This window comes from Pseudomonas sp. LBUM1678 (genome assembly GCF_059695575.1).
This window is the reverse complement of record NZ_CP166775.1, coordinates 5,659,626-5,678,119: the sequence shown is the minus strand read 5'-3', so window position 1 is coordinate 5,678,119 and position 18,494 is coordinate 5,659,626. Positions and strand designations below refer to the sequence as shown.

The window sequence follows — 18,494 nt, the reverse complement described above, 5'->3', positions numbered from 1 at the left end:
CGCAGTCTATCAACTGACGACCCGCAGCGCTTTACCGCTGAAGTAGCCCTGCGCGTTTTCGGTCAACTGACCGACGATCCTCTGCCGCGCTTCGCGACTGCCCCAGGCGTTGTGCGGCGTGACGATCAGCCGTGGGATGTCATCGGCCAGCAATGGATTGCCGGCGGTCGGTGGCTCGACGCTCAGCACATCGGTGGCCGCGCCGCCCAGATGACCGTTGCGCAAGGCATCGGCCAGCGCCTGTTCATCGATCAAGCCACCGCGCGCGGTGTTGACCACGAAAGCGCCGGGTTTCATCGAGGCCAGTTCTCGGGCACCGATGAAGTGGCGGGTGTGTTCGTTGAGTGGGCAATGCAGGGTGAGGGCGTCGATCTGCGGCAGCAGTTCATCCAGCGGCAAGCGATCCGGCCGGGCAGGGCGCCCCGGAATCTGGCCCAGCAGCACGCGCATGCCGAACGCTTCGGCCAGCCGCGCCACCGCACCACCCAGTTCGCCGTGACCGAGCAGGCCGAGGGTTTTTCCCTCGAGTTCGACAATCGGGTAATCCAGCAGGCAGAACTGTTTCGCTTGCTGCCAGCGGCCTTCACCGACGGCTTTCTGATAATCGGCCAGGCGCGTGGCCAGGTTGAGCAGCAACATGATCGTGTGCTGCGCCACCGATGGCGTGCCGTAACCCTGGCAGTTACAGACCGTGATGCCGTGGGCGCGGGCGGCCGCGAGGTCGACGTTATTGGTGCCGGTGGCGGTGATCAGGATCAACTTCAGGTCGGGGCTGGCGGCAATGGCGGCGGCGTCGATCAGGATCTTGTTGCTGATGGCCACGGTGGCGCCCTTGAGGCGTTCGATCACCTGGTCCGGCGTGGTTTGTGCGAACAGTTGCAACTCGTCGAAGCAGTCGCGCAACGGGCTGAGGTCGAGATCGCCCAAGTCCAGGGACGGATGGTCGAGGAAAACGGCGCGGCGAGAGTTCGTCATCAACTGTACCTTTTATGCATTGAACTGAAGGCGTAATCTGCCGAGCCTACCAGATGAAACAAATGGTTACCCATTGCCAGGCCGGACGCCGAACCTGTGGGAGCGGGCTTGCTCGCGAAGGCGGCGTGCCAGACAACAAAGATGTCGACTGACACTCCCTCTTCGCGAGCAACCGCGCTCCCACAGGGGCGCGTTGACCCTTTAAATTCAATTAGATCCATCCGTCCCAGAGGAGCCCCCCATGTACTGGACAGAGTTCTTGACCGTTGCCCTGATTCACTTGCTCGCCGTCGCCAGCCCCGGCCCGGATTTCGCCGTGGTGGTCCGTGAAAGCGTGACTCACGGCCGTCGCGCCGGGACCTGGACAGCGCTGGGCGTCGGTACGGCGATTTTCCTGCACGTCGGTTATTCGCTGCTCGGCATCGGCCTGATCGTGTCGCAGTCGATCGTGCTGTTCAACGCCTTGAAATGGGCGGCAGCCGCTTACTTGCTGTACATCGGCTACAAGGCCTTGCGCGCGCAACCGGCCAAACCGGTTGCCGACAATCTGCACAAGGAAGCCGGCGAACGCACGCCTCGCGGCGCCTTCACCTCAGGTTTCGTGACCAACGGCCTGAACCCGAAAGCCACGTTGTTCTTCCTGTCGTTGTTCACCGTGGTGATCAACCCGCACACGCCTTTGGCCGTACAGGCGGGTTACGGGATCTATCTCGCGGCGGCGACGGCTGTTTGGTTCTGCCTGGTGGCGCGGTTGTTCAGCCAGCAACGCGTGCGCGCCGGTTTCGCCCGCATGGGCCACTGGTTCGACCGGACCATGGGCGTGGTGTTGATCGCCATCGGCGTCAAACTCGCGCTCACCGAGGCGCATTAATCGCGAAGAGCCATTCGGATAAAGAAATCCTGCAAATGCTGGCGCAAAGCTAGCATTTGTATGGCTCTGCAAATCATTCCTTTGGCTGATTTGGCCGGCGTATAAGGGTTCTAGAGTGGTTGCCTCTAAAAGCCAACACCGTGCAGTCAGAAAAGGGATTCTTATGTTGCAGACTCGCGTTATCCCCCCAGCCGAAGGCGCTTACCAGTATCCGCTGCTGATCAAGCGGCTGCTGATGTCCGGCGCTCGTTACGAGAAAACCCGCGAGATCATTTACCGCGACCAGATGCGCTATAGCTATCCGACCCTGATCGAGCGAGTTGCGCGGCTGGCCAACGTGCTCACGGAAGCCGGGGTCAAGGCCGGCGATACCGTGGCGGTGATGGACTGGGATAGCCATCGGTACCTGGAATGCATGTTTGCCATCCCGATGATCGGTGCGGTGATTCACACCATCAACGTGCGCCTGTCTCCGGAACAGATCCTCTACACCATGAACCACGCCGAGGACCGCTTCGTGCTGGTCAACAGCGAGTTCGTCGGGTTGTACCAGGCCATTGCCGGGCACCTGACCACGGTCGAGAAAACCCTGCTACTGACTGACCTGCCGGATAAAACCGCCGACCTGCCCAATCTGGTGGGCGAGTACGAGCAGTTGCTGGCGGCCGCGAGCACGCAATACGACTTCCAGGATTTCGACGAGAACTCGGTCGCGACCACGTTCTACACCACGGGCACCACCGGTAATCCCAAAGGCGTGTACTTCACCCATCGGCAACTGGTGCTGCACACCATGGGCGTGTCGACCATCATGGGCGCCATCGACAGCGTGCGCCTGCTGGGCACCAACGACGTGTACATGCCGATCACGCCGATGTTCCACGTGCATGCCTGGGGCTTGCCGTATGTGGCGACCATGCTCGGGCTCAAGCAGGTTTATCCCGGTCGTTACGACCCGGAGTACCTGGTGGAGCTGTGGCGCAAGGAGAAGGTCACCTTTTCCCACTGCGTGCCGACCATTCTGCAAATGGTCCTCAATGCCAAGGCGGCACAGGACACGGATTTCGGTGGCTGGAAAATCGTCATCGGTGGCAGTGCGCTGAACCGCGCGCTGTACGAAGCGGCCAAGGCCAAGGGCATTCAGTTGACCGCGGCTTACGGCATGTCGGAAACCGGGCCATTGGTCTCCTGTGCTCACCTCAACGATGAGCTGATGGCCGGCACCGAAGACGAACGCACCACGTATCGGATCAAGGCCGGTGTGCCGGGGCCCTTGGTGGAAGCGGCGATCGTCGACACCGACGGCAACTTCCTGCCCGCCGATGGCGAGACTCAGGGTGAACTGGTGCTGCGTGCGCCGTGGCTCACCGAGGGCTACTTCAACGAGCCGCAGAAGGGCGCCGAGCTCTGGGCCGGGGGTTGGCTGCACACCGGCGACGTGGCGACGCTGGACAGCATGGGCGTGATCGACATTCGCGACCGGATCAAAGACGTGATCAAGACCGGCGGCGAGTGGATCTCCTCCCTGGACCTCGAAGATTTGATCAGCCGCCACGTGGCGGTACGCGAAGTAGCAGTGGTGGGCATCGCCGATCCACAGTGGGGCGAGCGCCCGTTTGCACTGTTGGTGATCCGCGAAGGGCATGAGATCGGGGCCCGGGAGCTCAAGGAACACCTCAAGCCATTCGTGGAATTGGGACACCTGAGCAAGTGGGCGATCCCGAGTCAGATTGCCCTTGTTACTGAAATTCCCAAGACCAGTGTCGGCAAGCTCGACAAGAAGCGTATTCGCCTCGACATCACTGAATGGCAGGCCAACAACAGCACCTTCCTCTCGACGCTTTAAGCGCCTTCTGGCGTGCCCAAAAGGCACGCCAGCCCCACCAAGCAAGCGCTTGGCTTGTGAAATCCGAATTTTCAGCCATCCTTGCCGTGCCGACATGTGTCGGACTGGCGAAAGGACTGTTCCAGAGTGGCCGGCAGCTGCAAATCACACTTTAGAGGGATCAAGCTCTACTACCTGCTGGCTATAGTCCGCTCAAGGATTTTTAAGAACGGAGCAAACGCACAAAACGGGGCGATGCATCTTTGGAATGACTTGGGGACCTTTTGGTTTCCAGTCATCCACAGCGTTTTTAGAAGTACTCACTGCCATAACAATAATGCACATGGAGTAGCGTCGATGACATCAGTAAACCAGTTCTGGCGCCGGGCGAAACTGCCCCTGGCGGTCAGTCTTGCCTCTACGCTCGCCGGGCCAGCATTCGGCGTCAGTTTCAACGTTGGTGAAATCGAAGGTCAGTTCGATTCATCCCTGTCGATCGGTGCCAGTTGGTCTACCGAGAGTGCCAACAAGAACCTCATCGGCGTCAACAACGGCGGTCGCGGCCTCTCACAGACTTCCGATGACGGTCACTTGAACTTCGAGAGCGGGAAAACCTTCTCGAAGATCTTCAAGGGCATCCATGACCTTGAATTGAAATACGGCGACACTGGCGTTTTCGTCCGTGGCAAATACTGGTACGACTTCGAGCTCAAAGACGAAAGCCGTCCGTTCAAGGACATCAGCGACAGCAACCGCAAGGAAGGCGCCAAGTCCTCCGGCGGCCAAATCCTCGACGCCTTCGTCTACCACAACTACTCCGTTGCCGATCAGCCGGGCTCCGTGCGTCTGGGCAAGCAAGTAGTGAGTTGGGGTGAAAGTACCTTCATCGGCGGCGGTATCAACTCGATCAACCCGATCGACGTGTCCGCGTTCCGTCGTCCAGGTGCCGAGATCAAGGAAGGCCTGATCCCGGTCAACATGTTCTACGTGTCGCAGAGCCTGACCGATACGCTCTCGGCCGAAGCTTTCTACCAGCTGGAATGGGACCAGACCGTCGTCGATAACTGCGGGACCTTCTTCTCCCAGCCCGACATCATTGCCGACGGTTGCGACAACAACCTGCGCGTGCTGAACAAACGCTCGACCATTCCCGCCGCCGCCCTGCCGACGCTGACTGCGCTGGGTGTCAACGTCGACAACGAAGGCGTGCTGGTACGCCGTGGTCCGGATCGCGATGCGCGCGACAGCGGCCAGTGGGGCGCGTCCCTCAAATACATGTTCGAGCCGCTGGACACCGAGTTCGGCGCTTATTTCATGAATTACCACAGCCGGGCGCCAATCTTCAGCGCAACCGGTGCCCCGACATCGACTTATGCCCGGGTGGCAGCTTTGCCAGCACAGCTGCGTGCGCTGGCGCCACTGGTTGTCGCGGGTAACTCGAACTACTTCGTCGAGTACCCGGAAGACATCCGCCTGTACGGCTTGAGCTTCTCCACCACCCTGCCTACTGGTACGGCGTGGAGCGGTGAAGTCAGCTACCGTCCGAACGCACCGGTGCAACTCAACTCCACCGACATTCTGTTTGCGGGCGTACGTCCTTTGGGCGGCGCGCTGACCAACGCTTCGTTGCTCACCGGCGTACCGGGTCAGGACTTGCACGGCTATCGCCGCAAGGAAATCACCCAGTTCCAGACCACCCTGACGCACTTCTTCGATCAGGTCATGGGCGCCAGCCGCCTGACCCTGGTGGGCGAAGTGGGCGTGACCCACGTCGGCGGTCTGGAAAGCACCTCCAATGTCCGTTATGGCCGTGATCCGGTCTACGGTCCTGGCGAGTTGCCGGCCACCGGCGGTGCCAACACCTGCGTGGCACTTAACTCCAGCACCATCGCCGGTGCCGGTCCAGGTACTGCCACCAACAACCGCAGCCGCAATTGCAACGACGAAGGCTTCACCACGGCCACTTCGTGGGGCTACCGCGGTCGTGCCATCTGGGAATACAACGACGTGTTCGCCGGTGTGAACCTCAAGCCGAACGTGGCCTGGTCCCACGACGTAGACGGTTACTCGCCTGGCCCTGGCGGCAACTTCGAGGAAGGTCGCAAAGCGGTGAGCCTGGGCGTCGATGCCGAATACCAGAACACCTACACCGCGAGCCTGGCGTACACCAACTTCTTCGACGGCAAGTACACCACTGTAGATGATCGCGACTTCGTTGCGCTCAGCGTCGGCGTGAACTTCTAAGCACTGTTTTTTCAGGACGAACACACATATGAAAATAACAAAGAGTCTGTTCCACGCCGGTGTTCTGGGGCTTTCGCTGCTGGCGACCAGCGTCATGGCGGCAGTGCCTGCCGCCGAAGCGGACAAACTGGGCAAGAGCCTGACGCCGATGGGCGCCGAGATGGCGGGTAACGCCGACGGTTCGATCCCGGCCTGGAAACCGATGGCGAAAAACGCCGGCACCGTCGACAGCAAAGGCTTCCTGTCTGACCCGTTCGCCAGTGAAAAACCGCTGTTCACCATCACTGCGCAGAACGTCGACCAGTACAAGGACAAACTCGCTCCGGGCCAGTACGCGATGTTCAAGCGCTACCCGGAAACCTTCAAGATGCCGGTCTACCCGTCCCATCGCGGTGCGACCGTGCCGGATGCCGTGTTTGCCTCCATCAAGAAAAACGCCACCACCACTAACCTGGTGTCCGGCGGCAACGGTCTGGAGAATTTCGAAACCGCAGTTCCATTCCCGATTCCGAAGACCGGCGTCGAAGTCATCTGGAACCACATCACCCGCTATCGCGGTGGCAGCGTGACCCGTCTGGTGACCCAGGCCACGCCGCAGCCGAACGGCTCGTACAGCCTGGTGTACTTCCAGGACCAGTTCGTGTTCCGCGACAAGATGAAGGATTACGATCCGGCGAACCCGGGCAACATCCTGTTCTACTTCAAGCAGAAAGTGACCGCGCCGGCACGTCTGGCCGGTGGTGTGCTGCTGGTGCACGAAACCCTCGACCAGGTGAAAGAACCACGTTCGGCGTGGGTCTACAACGCCGGTCAGCGTCGTGTGCGTCGCGCACCACAAGTGTCCTATGACGGGCCGGGTACCGCAGCCGACGGCCTGCGTACCTCCGACAACCTGGACATGTACAACGGTGCACCGGATCGTTACGACTGGAAGCTCGAAGGCAAGAAAGAGATGTACATTGCCTCCGACAGCTACAAGCTCGACTCGCCGCAACTCAAGTACGACGACATCATCAAGGCCGGTCACATCAACCAGGACCTGGCTCGTTACGAGCTGCGCCGGGTCTGGCATGTGGTGGCTACCTTGAAGGAAGGTCAGCGTCACATCTACGCCAAGCGTGACTTCTACATCGACGAAGACACCTGGCAAGCCGCGGTGATCGACCACTACGACGGTCGTAACCAACTGTGGCGTGTGGCGGAAGCTCACTCCCAGAACTACTACAACGTTCAGGTGCCTTGGTACACCCTGGAAACCTTGTACGACCTGCAATCGGGCCGTTACCTGGCGCTGGGCATGAAGAACGAAGAGAAGTCGGCCTATGACTTCGGTTTCACCGCGACCACCAGCGATTTCACACCCGCTGCACTGCGTCAGGACGGGGTTCGCTAACCTGAACTGAACAGAGGCCGCACCCTCGAAAACGCCCCGACTGGTTCGGGGCGTTTTTTTTGCTGTTCACTTAAGGCTCGTAGCAGCTGTCGAGCCTGCGAGGCTGCGTCCGAGGACGAAGTCCTCGCAAATTTGGTGCACGCGGTTTGTCTGGCAGAGCGCGTTGCATGGTTTTACGACTGCTTCGCAGCCGAACGCAGCCTCGCAAGCTCGACAGCTGCTACGGTCGAATTCAGGTCAGGTGTGGCAGTCGGGTTTGGCCGACACCTTTGCTTGTATTCTTTTTGTAGCCATTTGTAGCAATAACCTTCATTCCCTCTTCGTTTACCGATAGTCTGCGGACATCTGCAACGCCGCCACCCGCAATTCAAACAAGAGCCGGCCATGACTGATCTGTCCCCACTCCCGGGCCCCGCAAGTGTTGCCGTCACGGCACTGGACGGGCGCTTTTTTCGGCCCCCGTTGCCCGACGGCCATGTGCTGCGGCCTCGTCTGTGCGAGCGCCTGAGTGCGGGGCTCGGTGGCAGGCTGTTGCTGGTCAGCGCACCGGCGGGGTTTGGCAAGAGTTCGTTGGCAGTGGAGTTCTGTCAGGGCTTGCCGGCTCACTGGCAAAGTCTGTGGCTGGGGTTGAGTCCGCGAGACAGCGATCCGGGCCGTTTCCTCGAGCGCTTGCTCGAAGGTCTTCAGGATTACTTTCCTAAGCTCGGCAGCCAGGCCCTGGGCCTGCTGAAAATGCGTCAACGCCATCAGCCATTCGCCTTCGAAGAATGGCTCGACGGTTTGCTTGATGAGCTGGCCATCCACCTTTCGCCGATGACGCCTTTGCTGCTGGTGCTGGATGACTATCATCTGGCCCAGGGCCCGGTGCTCGATCGCTGCCTGCAGTTTTTCCTAAATCATTTACCCGATGGCTTGCTGGTCATGGTGACCAGTCGACAGCGTCCGGACTGGCACCTGGCGCGTTTGCGCCTGTCGCGGCAACTGCTCGAATTGCATGAGCAGGACCTTCGACTGACCCACGATGAAGCCCTCACGTTGCTGGATCGACACAGCAGTTCCTTGCGTGGCGAGGCACTGGAAAACCTGATCCAGCGCAGTGAAGGCTGGGTCGCCGGTCTGCGCTTCTGGTTGCTGGCGGCCTCCGAGGCGGGCACCGACAGTGCGTTGCCGCAGTCGTTGCATGGCGGGGAAGGGCTGATTCGCGATTACCTGCTCGAAGAAGTCATCGATTGCCTGCCCGCCGAAGTGCAGTCATTCCTTTACGACACCGCGCCTCAGGAACGCTTTTGCAGCGACCTCTGCGATGCGGTTCGCGAGGCCCATGACAGTGCCGAAATTCTGCGTTTCCTTCAGGCGCACCAGGTGTTCCTGGTGCCGTTGGACGAACACGGCCACTGGTATCGCTATCACCACCTGTTTTCCGACCTGCTGCGTACCCGGCCCACCGCTCAGTCGATAGTGCCGGCCGCCAGCCTGCATCTGCGCGCCTGTCGCTGGTTCAATGCTCAGGGGTTGCTCGACGAGGCGGTGGAGCAGGCGTTACGCGCCGGGCACCTGGACGTCGCGGCGAACCTGGTGCAAAACCTCTCTGAAGAACAACTGCTCGCCGAACAGAACGTCGGGATGCTGCTGCGCTGGAAAATGGATTTGCCCGACAGCCTGCTCATCAGCACGCCGCGGCTGATCGTGCTTTACAGCTGGGCGTTGGGGCTGGCCTGTCAGCTGGACGCGGCCGAGGAACTGGCGGCCCACTTGAGCCGCTTCCTGCCAGCCCCGTCGGCCACCGCGCAGAAGTCCATGCTGGCGCAATGGCTGGCCCTGAGCGGCATCATCGCCCGGGGCCGAGGCAATCGCGCGCTCACGCAACTCTACTGCGCCGAAGCACTGGAGAGCCTGCCGGCCAAGCGCTACGGGCAACGGCTGATGTGTCTTTCAACCCTGTCCAACCTGGCGATCGCCGACGGCGACTTGTGGCGTGCACGCAGCTTGAACCGCGAATCGCTGGAACTGGCGCAACGCGTCGGCAACCCGCTGTTCGAAGCGCTGGCCCATTACGACCGCGCGCGAGTGCTGCAAGCGCGGGGGGAAATCATGCGCTCACTGCAAGAAGTCCGTCAGGGCCTGCAACGTCTGCAAGGGTTATCCCCACAACGGCTATACGCCGTGCGTGCGCGCCTGACCTTGTACGAGGGCTTTTTGCTGGCCGTGCGCTTGCAACCGCAAGCCGCACGGGCCCGTTTACAAGCCGGGTTGAGTGAAGCCCGAGCCTGTCGCGATATCAGCGTTTTGATTGGCCATTGTGTGATCGCCCGGCTTGAGGGCAGCAGCGGCGAGTTCGCCAAAGCCTTCGCCGAACTCGCTGAAGCTGAACGCCTGATGCACATCTGGGATGTGCCGCCGATTTACTATCTGGCGATGATCACCCTGGTCAAATGCGAACTCTGGCTGGCTCAGGGGCGTACCGATCTGGCCGAAGCCTGGCTGGCGCGACTCGGCCAGACCTACAACGGTGAGCACGCGGCAGCGCCGCCGGAATTCCATCCACAGCTGCCGCTGCATATCGAATTGCAGCAAGCCTTGCTGGAGGTGATTCAGGGGCAACCGATGCTGGCCGAGGGGCGTTTGAACGCGTTGCTTGAGCATGGGCAGAAATCGGGACGGCAAATGCTCAGCGTGATGGCGCTGACGCAGAAAATTGCCTTGTTGCTGGCGGGCGGCCGTGAGCCAGAGGCTCGCAAGGCGCTGGTCCAGGCTCTGGAAGCGGCAACCGGTGGCGTCCTGCAACCGTTCGACGGATTGTTGGCTGAACACCCGGACTGGCTGCGTAACCAACTTCAACTCGGTGTGCCGACCCCCGTTTCATTGAGCCTTTCGGAAAAACTTCCGGCAGTGACAGCCCGTCCCGCAACAGAGTCATCCGCGGCGGCGGAACAACTCAGTGCGCGGGAAATGGCCGTCCTGCGACTGATCGCCCAGGGCTGTTCGAATCAGGAAATCAGCGATCAACTGTTTATTTCGCTGCACACGGTGAAAACCCATGCCAGCCATATCAACAGCAAGCTGGGCGTCGAACGGCGTACACAGGCGGTCGCTCGGGCGAAGGCGTTGGGCGTGTTGGGCTAGCTGAAGATAAAGCGACCTCACCACAGCAAAACACCCCGAACCAGTCGGGGCGTTTTGTTTGCTCCCCCGGTCTGATTGACAGATCGGGTATTGCTCTCAAGATGAAACCGTCAGGCCACCAGGTCGTGGGCACTGAAGGTGTTGACCCCCACCAGTTGGATTTCGAAGTCTGCGCCGGCGTTGCCGCTGACGTTGCCCGAAAGCACATGGTCGACAAAGCGCAGCTGTCCTGCACCGGTAAAGTCATCGGCACCAATGAAGGTGAAGCCGTTGAAGCCACCGCTCAGCAAATCGGCGTCGAACTTCGTCAGATCAATCTTATCGCCCTGCAGACTGCTGAAGTCGGTGATGACATCACGATTGGCGCCTGTGCCCATTTCGTTCACAGCACTGAAAACAAACCTGTCGGCACCTGCGCCGCCGATGAGGGTGTCTGTACCCGCGCCGCCGTTCAGAACGTTGGCATCGGCGTTGCCGGTCAGGGTGTTGTTCAAGCTGTTTCCCAGCGCTGTAAAGGCCCCGTTGCCGAGCAACAGCACGTTCTCGACGTTGTGCAGGTTGCTCAGATTCAGATCGACAGTGTTGGTCTGTGCAGTGGCGTTGTAGAGGACGTAGAGCGTATCGGTGCCTTCGTTGATATTTTCCTGGACCAGGGCCAGCTCGCCGGCCTGATCAAGGCCGTAGTCGTCGTTGCCCTGGCCACCGATCAGGGTATCCAGACCTGCGCCGCCAACGAGCTGGTTGTTGCCATCGTTGCCGGTGATGACGTTGTTTTGGGCGTTGCCGATGCCATCGATGTTGGCCGCGCCGGTCAGCGTGAGGTTTTCCAGATTATTGCCCAAGGTGTAGGTCACCGAAGAGCGCACGGTGTCGATCCCTCCGGCCAAGGTATTGGTCTCGACGACCACATCACCGATGTTGTCGACGATATAGGTGTCGTTGCCATCGCCGCCGTTCATCAGGTCAGCGCCGAGGCCACCGTCCAGGAGGTTGTCGCCGATGTAGCCGTTGATGACGTTGTTCAGGGCGTTGCCGGTGCCGTTGAGGTTGGTGCTGCCCACCAGCATCAGGTTCTCTACGTTGCTGCCCAGGGTGTAATCGATCAAGGAATAGACAGTGTCGATTTCGCTGCTCAGGGTGCTGGTCTCGACGACCACATCGCCGACGTTGTCGACGCTGTAGCTGTCGTTGCCGGCGCCGCCGATCATGAGGTCAGCACCGAGGCTGCCATCGAGGACGTTGTCGGCACTGTTGCCGGTCAGGGTGTTGTTCAGGTCGTTGCCTATTACCGTAAACGCGCCGGCGCCGAGCAACAGCACGTTCTCGACGTTGTGCAGGTTGCTCAGGTTCAGGTCGACCATGCTGGGAAGGCCCGTGGGCTGGGTCACGGAGGCGTAGGTGACGTAAAGGGTGTCGGTGCCTTCATTAGCATTTTCCTGGATCAGGTACAGCTCTTCGGCCTGATCAAGGCCGTAGTCGTCGTTGCCCTGGCCACCGATCAGGGTATCCAGACCGGCGCCGCCAACGAGCTGGTTGTTGCCATTGTTGCCGGTGATCACATTGTTTTGGGCGTTGCCGATGCCATCGATGTTGGCCGCGCCGGTCAGCGTGAGGTTTTCCAGATTGTTGCCCAGGGTGAAGGTCACCGAAGAGCGCACGGTATCGATCTCGCTGACCAGAGTGCTGGTCTCGTTGACCACGTCGCCGATGTTGTCGACGACGTAGGTGTCGTTGCCAGTCCCCCCGATCATCAGGTCAGCGCCGAGGCCACCATTGAGGACGTTGTCGGCATTGTTGCCCGTCAGGGTGTTGTTCAGGTCGTTGCCCAGCGCGGTAAAGGCTCCGGTACCGAGCAACAGCACGTTTTCGACGTTGTGCAGGTTGCTCAGGTTCAGGTCGACAGTGCTGGTCTGTGCAGTGGGGGCGTAGGTAACATAAAGGGTGTCGATGCCTTCGTTGGCATTTTCCTGGACCAGGGCCAGTTCGCCGGCCTGATCAAGGCCGTAGTCGTCATTGCCCTTGCCCCCGATCAGGGTATCCAGACCGGCGCCGCCAACGAGCTGGTTGTTGCCATCGTTGCCGGTGATCACATTGTTTTGGGCGTTGCCGATGCCATCGATGTTGGCCGCGCCGGTCAGCGTGAGGTTTTCCAGATTGTTGCCCAGGGTGAAGGTCACCGAAGAGCGCACGGTATCGATCTCGCTGACCAGAGTGCTGGTCTCACTGATCACGTCGCGGATGTTGTCGACGAGGTAGGTGTCGTTACCGGTACCGCCAGCCAGGTAGTCGGCACCGATGCCGCCGTCCAGAATGTTGTTGCCGGTATTGCCGATGATCACGTTGTTCAGGGCGTTGCCGGTGCCGTTGAGGTTGGCTGCGCCCAACAGTGTCAGGTTCTCGAGGTTAGTGCCCAGGGTGTAATCGAGGGAGGACGAGACCGTGTCGATCTCGCTGACCAGGGCGCTGGTCTCACTGATCACGTCGCCGATGTTGTCGACGACGTAGGTGTCGTTGCCGGCGCCGCCGATCATCAGGTCAGCGCCGAGGCCACCATTGAGGACGTTGTCGGCACTGTTGCCGGTCAGGGTGTTGTTCAGGTCGTTGCCCAGCGCGGTAAAGGCTCCGGTACCGAGCAACAGCACGTTTTCGACGTTGTGCAGGTTGCTCAGGTTCAGGTCGACGACATCAGTCTGTGCAGTGGCGTTGTAGAGGACGTAGAGCGTATCGGTGCCTTCATTGATATTTTCCTGGACCAGGGCCAGTTCGCCGGCCTGATCAAGGCCGTAGTCGTCGTTGCCCTGGCCACCGATCAGGGTATCCAGACCGGCGCCGCCAACGAGCTGGTTGTTGCCATCGTTGCCGGTGATCACATTGTTTTGGGCGTTGCCGATGCCATCGATGTTGGCCGCGCCGGTCAGCGTGAGGTTTTCCAGATTGTTGCCCAGGGTGAAGGTCACCGAAGAGCGCACGGTATCGATCTCGCTGACCAGAGTGCTGGTCTCACTGATCACGTCGCGGATGTTGTCGACGAGGTAGGTGTCGTTACCGGTACCGCCAGCCAGGTAGTCGGCACCGATGCCGCCGTCCAGAATGTTGTTGCCGGTATTGCCGATGATCACGTTGTTCAGGGCGTTGCCGGTGCCGTTGAGGTTGGCTGCGCCCAACAGTGTCAGGTTCTCGAGGTTAGTGCCCAGGGTGTAATCGAGGGAGGACGAGACCGTGTCGATCTCGCTGACCAGGGCGCTGGTCTCACTGATCACGTCGCCGATGTTGTCGACGACGTAGGTGTCGTTGCCGGCGCCGCCGATCATCAGGTCAGCGCCGAGGCCACCATTGAGGACGTTGTCGGCACTGTTGCCGGTCAGGGTGTTGTTCAGGTCGTTGCCCAGCGCGGTAAAGGCTCCGGTACCGAGCAACAGCACGTTTTCGACGTTGTGCAGGTTGCTCAGGTTCAGGTCGACGACATCAGTCTGTGCAGTGGCGTTGTAGAGGACGTAGAGCGTATCGGTGCCTTCATTGATATTTTCCTGGACCAGGGCCAGTTCGCCGGCCTGATCAAGGCCGTAGTCGTCGTTGCCCTGGCCACCGATCAGGGTATCCAGACCGGCGCCGCCAACGAGCTGGTTGTTGCCATCGTTGCCGGTGATCACATTGTTTTGGGCGTTACCGATACCATCGAGGTTGGCCGCGCCGGTCAGCGTCAGGTTTTCCACGTTGGCGCCCAAGGTGAAGGTCACCGAAGAGCGCACGGTATCGATTTCGCTGACCAGAGTGCTGGTCTCACTGACCACATCACCGATATTGTCGACGACATAAGTGTCGTTGCCAGTCCCCCCGATCATCAGGTCAGCGCCGAGGCCACCATTGAGGACGTTGTCGGCATTGTTGCCCGTCAGGGTGTTGTTCAGGTCGTTGCCCAGCGCGGTAAAGGCGCCGGTACCGAGTAACAGCACGTTCTCGACGTTGTGCAGGTTGCTCAGATTGAGGTCGACGACATCAGTCTGTGCAGTGGCGTTGTAGAGGACGTAGAGCGTATCGGTGCCTTCGTTAATATTTTCCTGAACCAGGGCCAGCTCGCCGGCCTGATCGAGGCCGTAGTCGTCATTGCCCTTGCCCCCGATCAGGGTATCCAGGCCCGCGCCGCCAACGAGTTGGTTATTGCCATCGTTGCCGGTGATCAGGTTGTTCAGGGCGTTGCCGATGCCATCGATGTTGGCCGCGCCGGTCAGTGTGAGAACTTCCAGGTTGTTGCTCAGGGTAAAGGTCGCCGAGGAGCGCACGGTGTCGATCTCGCCGGTCAGGGTGCTCGTTTCAACGATCACATCGCGGGTGTTGTCGACGATGTAGGTGTCATTGCCGGTGCCGCCAGCCAGGTAGTCGGCACCGATGCCGCCGTCCAGAATGTTGTCGCCGGTATTGCCGATGATCACGTTGTTCAGAGCATTACCGGTGCCGTTGAGGTTGGCTGCGCCCAACAGTGTCAGGTTCTCGAGGTTACTGCCCAGGGTGTAATCGAAGGAGGACGAGACCGTGTCGATCTCGCTGACCAGGGCGCTGGTCTCACTGATCACGTCGCCGATGTTGTCGACGACGTAGGTGTCGTTGCCGGCGCCGCCGATCATCAGGTCAGCGCCGAGGCCTCCATTGAGGACGTTGTCGGCACTGTTGCCGGTCAGGGTGTTGTTCAGGTCGTTGCCCAGCGCGGTAAAGGCTCCGGTACCGAGCAACAGCACGTTTTCGACGTTGTGCAGGTTGCTCAGGTTCAGGTCGACAGTGCTGGTCTGTGCAGTGGGGGCGTAGGTAACATAAAGGGTGTCGATGCCTTCGTTGGCATTTTCCTGGACCAGGGCCAGTTCGCCGGCCTGATCAAGGCCGTAGTCGTCGTTGCCCTTGCCGCCGATCAGGGTATCCAGACCGGCGCCGCCGTTAAGCTGGTTGTTGCCATCGTTGCCGGTGATCACGTTGTTCAGGGCGTTGCCGATGCCATAGGTGTTGGCCGTGCCGGTCAGCGTGAGGATTTCCAGGTTGTTGCTCAAGGTGAAGCTCGACGAAGATCGCACGGTGTCGATTTCGCCGGCCAGGGTACTGGTTTCAACGATCACGTCGTTGATGTTGTCGACGATGTAGGTGTCATTGCCGGTGCCGCCAGCCAGGTAGTCGGCACCGATGCCGCCGTCCAGGATGTTGTTGCTGGAGTTGCCGGTGATCACGTTGTTCAGACCGTTGCCGGTCCCGTTGAGGTTGGCCCCGTCCACCAGTATCAGGTTCTCGAGGTTACTGCCCAGGGTGTAGTCGATGTAGGAATAGACCGTGTCGATTTCCGAAGTCGATGCGCCGCGTTCGATGACCACATCGCCGACGTCATCGACGATGTAGCTGTCATTGCCAGCCCCGCCATCCATTGTGTCCGCGCCGGCCATGCCATTGAGCAAGTTACTCAGTGCATTGCCGATCAGCGAGTCGTCAAAAGCCGAGCCATAGGCGTTTTCAATCTTGGCGCCATAGGCAATCGCCAGCCCTTCATTGAAAGCATCGCCATTCTGGTCGGTGAACGCTTTGCCGATCTGGCTGAACTGACCTTCGTTGAGGTTGATGCGCACTGCGGCCAACTGATTGCTGGCGTCGATACTATCGTTACCGCCAGCGTCCCAGATGGTTTCGAACACCGACTGGGTGGGGGCCCAGGAGTAAACGTTGTTACCTGTCATCCAAAAGTTATTGACGCCATAAAGACTCTGGATCGCCAGAATGTCGAGCACCATTGGGGTAGTGGGCAGATAAGAGTAATTATTGTTGTAGCTCATGACGGTAAACGCAACGTCGTCCAGCGCCGGATCGAGCGTGATCGAGTTTAAACCACCCGGCGCGAACGAGTGCTTGAGGCCTATCGAATGACCAATTTCATGGATAAACGTCATGAAGTCATAGCTGCCTTTATCAGGCGTCAGGTCGTTGGTGTTCGGTCCGATCCAGACATCGCCGCCAACGGGGTCGTCGGAGGGGTAATAGGCCCAGCCTGCCGAATCGTCGTCCAGCTTCGTGTAACCACCGAAGCGCAGATCGCCCACGTTGAATGTATTATCGGTGGTCAGCTGGAAGGTGATGTTGGCGACTGCACTCCATGAGGCGAGTGCCCCGGTGGCCGCCGTCTGCTGCGCAGCCGTCAATGCGTACATGTCTTTGTACTCATTGTAGGGGCTGTAGTTGTAGGCGAACTTGGAGATGGCGGGTGATATAAAACTGTACGTCAGATTGGTCACAGCCCCAGGCATCCACCACTTGGAGCTTTCCCATTGGAAGCCGGAGATTAAACTGTCAACGGCTTTAATACCGGTCAGCGAAGAAGACAAGCTATCTGTATAACCAGTGGGACGTGGCATGTGAAATTCCTGGGAGTAGGTTGCGACCCTTCCTGAATGTGGCCGCTACAATCTGCAATTTTGCATGATAAATAGTGCCATTGACATCATATGGCCACTATTTATTTTGATGAGACCGACGTATGGCGGCTCCGGTCTTTTGTATCGGCCACCGCCGTATAATCCTGAGAGCCTCAACTTCTTTGTACAAGACGGCCTTGCCCTCCCAGGACTCTTATGAACACCGTAAAACCCACCCTCATCCGCGAAACCTTCCCCGTCGGCCCTCTCCAGTGCAACTGCACAATCATCGGCGATCCGATCACCAAAAAAGCAATCGTGGTCGACCCGGGCGGCAACCACGAATTGATCCTCGCGCGCCTCGACGCCTTGGGCCTGAAAGTGGTCAGCATCATCCATACCCATGCGCATCTGGATCACTTTCTTGCCTCCGGTCAGCTCAAGGAAAAAACCGGCGCGACCCTGCACCTGCATAAAGAAGACCAGTTCCTTTGGGACAATCTGGAGATGCAGTGCCAGATGTTCGGTGTGCCTTACACGCCGGTGCCGTCGCCAGACCGCTGGTTGGCCGACGATGAAGAACTGGCCTGTGGTTGCGGCGTGGCGTTGCACACGCCGGGTCATACGCCGGGTTCCATGAGCTTTTGGTTTTCCGAGGCCAAGCTGCTGATTGCCGGTGACACGCTGTTTCGTCGCGGGGTAGGGCGTACGGATTTGTGGGGTGGCGATCAGGCGACCATCGTGCGGTCGATCAAGCAGCGGCTGTATACGCTCGACGAAGAAGCGACGGTCGTGACCGGGCATGGTCCGGACACGCGCCTGGGCGATGAAATGCGCGAGAACCCGTTTGTGCGGGCTTAAATGTAACCGACGGAATTTTCGTCCGCCAAAATGATCCAACGCCCGCAAAGGTTCAATGCTTTAGTCCGTTGCACCCCAGAATGAAAAACCAGGAGCTCTTCATGTTCACCAAGCAGCGTTTGATTATTGTCGCTACGGCTGTGGCCTTGCTGTCTGGCTGCGCCTCGCCTAACCCTTACGACAACCAGGGCCAGGCTGACGGTGGCTCCACGGGCATGAGCAAAACCGCAAAATACGGTGGCCTCGGTGCGCTAGCCGGTGCGCTGGCCGGTGCCGCCATCGGTCACGACAACCGTGGCAAGGGCGCGCTGATTGGCGCCGCCGTGGTCGGTGCTTCCGCTGCCGGTTACGGTTATTACGCTGACCAGCAAGAGAAGAAGCTGCGTGCCAGCATGGCCAACACCGGTGTCGAGGTGCAGCGTCAGGGCGATCAGATCAAGCTGATCATGCCGGGCAACATCACGTTCGCCACCGATTCGGCGAATATCGCTTCCAGCTTCTATCAACCGCTGAACAATCTGGCAGGCTCGCTCAAGGAGTTCAGCCAGAACCAGATCGAAATCGTCGGTTACACTGACAGCACCGGCAGCCGCCAGCACAACATGGACCTGTCCCAGCGTCGTGCGCAGAGCGTGGCGACTTATTTGACGTCGCAAGGCGTGAGCGGTGCGAACCTGTCGGCTCGCGGTGCCGGGCCGGATAACCCGATTGCCAGCAACGGTGATACCAATGGCCGGGCGCAGAACCGTCGGGTCGAGGTCAACCTGAAGGCGATTCCGGGCCAGCAGTATTCGCAACCGACCCAGTAGTGACAGCAAAAGC

The 18,494-nt window shown here is 59.7% G+C and carries 9 protein-coding genes; 7 read left to right on the top strand and 2 right to left on the bottom strand.

Annotated elements, in window-relative coordinates:
- Nucleotides 1-9: 9 nt before the first annotated feature.
- Nucleotides 10-975: a 2-hydroxyacid dehydrogenase gene (locus tag ACA070_RS25735; RefSeq protein WP_497448853.1), complete on the bottom strand. Its 966-nt coding sequence runs from the start codon at nucleotides 973-975 to the stop codon at nucleotides 10-12.
- A gap of 241 nt (nucleotides 976-1,216) precedes the next feature.
- Here ACA070_RS25735 and ACA070_RS25730 point away from each other — a divergent pair, with 241 nt between their 5' ends.
- From ACA070_RS25730 to ACA070_RS25710, 5 genes are all read left to right on the top strand, one after another.
- Nucleotides 1,217-1,846 carry a LysE family translocator gene (locus tag ACA070_RS25730; RefSeq protein WP_497448852.1) on the top strand — a complete coding sequence of 210 codons (630 nt, stop codon included), beginning with the start codon at nucleotides 1,217-1,219 and terminating at the stop codon, nucleotides 1,844-1,846.
- A gap of 163 nt (nucleotides 1,847-2,009) precedes the next feature.
- The gene (locus ACA070_RS25725; RefSeq protein ID WP_497448851.1) at nucleotides 2,010-3,692 is read left to right on the top strand and encodes a fatty acid--CoA ligase; all 1,683 of its coding nucleotides are present in this window, start codon (nucleotides 2,010-2,012) and stop codon (nucleotides 3,690-3,692) included.
- A 336-nt stretch (nucleotides 3,693-4,028) separates the two neighbouring features.
- On the top strand, nucleotides 4,029-5,915 hold the full coding sequence (locus tag ACA070_RS25720) for a DUF1302 domain-containing protein (RefSeq protein WP_497448850.1): 1,887 nt from the start codon (nucleotides 4,029-4,031) through the stop codon (nucleotides 5,913-5,915).
- A gap of 28 nt (nucleotides 5,916-5,943) precedes the next feature.
- Nucleotides 5,944-7,308: a DUF1329 domain-containing protein gene (locus tag ACA070_RS25715; RefSeq protein WP_497448849.1), complete on the top strand. Its 1,365-nt coding sequence runs from the start codon at nucleotides 5,944-5,946 to the stop codon at nucleotides 7,306-7,308.
- A 384-nt stretch (nucleotides 7,309-7,692) separates the two neighbouring features.
- Nucleotides 7,693-10,431: a winged helix-turn-helix domain-containing protein gene (locus ACA070_RS25710; RefSeq protein WP_497448848.1), complete on the top strand. Its 2,739-nt coding sequence runs from the start codon at nucleotides 7,693-7,695 to the stop codon at nucleotides 10,429-10,431.
- Between the two features lie 110 nt (nucleotides 10,432-10,541).
- On the opposite strand, the gene ACA070_RS25705 is transcribed toward ACA070_RS25710, so the two are convergent.
- The gene (locus ACA070_RS25705) at nucleotides 10,542-16,811 is read right to left on the bottom strand and encodes a calcium-binding protein (RefSeq protein WP_497448847.1); all 6,270 of its coding nucleotides are present in this window, start codon (nucleotides 16,809-16,811) and stop codon (nucleotides 10,542-10,544) included.
- Between the two features lie 216 nt (nucleotides 16,812-17,027).
- Between ACA070_RS25705 and ACA070_RS25700 the strand changes: the two genes are divergently transcribed.
- Together ACA070_RS25700 and ACA070_RS25695 are read left to right on the top strand one after the other, a co-directional pair.
- On the top strand, nucleotides 17,028-17,672 hold the full coding sequence (locus tag ACA070_RS25700; RefSeq protein ID WP_461955658.1) for an MBL fold metallo-hydrolase: 645 nt from the start codon (nucleotides 17,028-17,030) through the stop codon (nucleotides 17,670-17,672).
- Nucleotides 17,673-17,773: 101 nt separating this feature from the next.
- Nucleotides 17,774-18,481 (top strand): YiaD family glycine zipper/OmpA-like lipoprotein, encoded by a 708-nt coding sequence (locus ACA070_RS25695; RefSeq protein WP_497448846.1) that lies wholly within the window; start codon nucleotides 17,774-17,776, stop codon nucleotides 18,479-18,481.
- The last annotated feature ends 13 nt before the right edge of the window (nucleotides 18,482-18,494 follow it).

Excerpts from the sequence above, each read along its gene's own strand:
- ACA070_RS25730 (WP_497448852.1), top strand. The coding sequence starts at position 1,217 with ATGTACTGGACAGAGTTCTTGACCGTTGCCCTGATTCACTTGCTCGCC.
- ACA070_RS25715 (WP_497448849.1), top strand. The coding sequence starts at position 5,944 with ATGAAAATAACAAAGAGTCTGTTCCACGCCGGTGTTCTGGGGCTTTCG.
- ACA070_RS25720 (WP_497448850.1), top strand. The coding sequence starts at position 4,029 with ATGACATCAGTAAACCAGTTCTGGCGCCGGGCGAAACTGCCCCTGGCG.
- ACA070_RS25705 (WP_497448847.1), bottom strand. The coding sequence starts at position 16,811 with ATGCCACGTCCCACTGGTTATACAGATAGCTTGTCTTCTTCGCTGACC.
- ACA070_RS25735 (WP_497448853.1), bottom strand. The coding sequence starts at position 975 with ATGACGAACTCTCGCCGCGCCGTTTTCCTCGACCATCCGTCCCTGGAC.
- ACA070_RS25725 (WP_497448851.1), top strand. The coding sequence starts at position 2,010 with ATGTTGCAGACTCGCGTTATCCCCCCAGCCGAAGGCGCTTACCAGTAT.
- ACA070_RS25700 (WP_461955658.1), top strand. The coding sequence starts at position 17,028 with ATGAACACCGTAAAACCCACCCTCATCCGCGAAACCTTCCCCGTCGGC.
- ACA070_RS25695 (WP_497448846.1), top strand. The coding sequence starts at position 17,774 with ATGTTCACCAAGCAGCGTTTGATTATTGTCGCTACGGCTGTGGCCTTG.
- ACA070_RS25710 (WP_497448848.1), top strand. The coding sequence starts at position 7,693 with ATGACTGATCTGTCCCCACTCCCGGGCCCCGCAAGTGTTGCCGTCACG.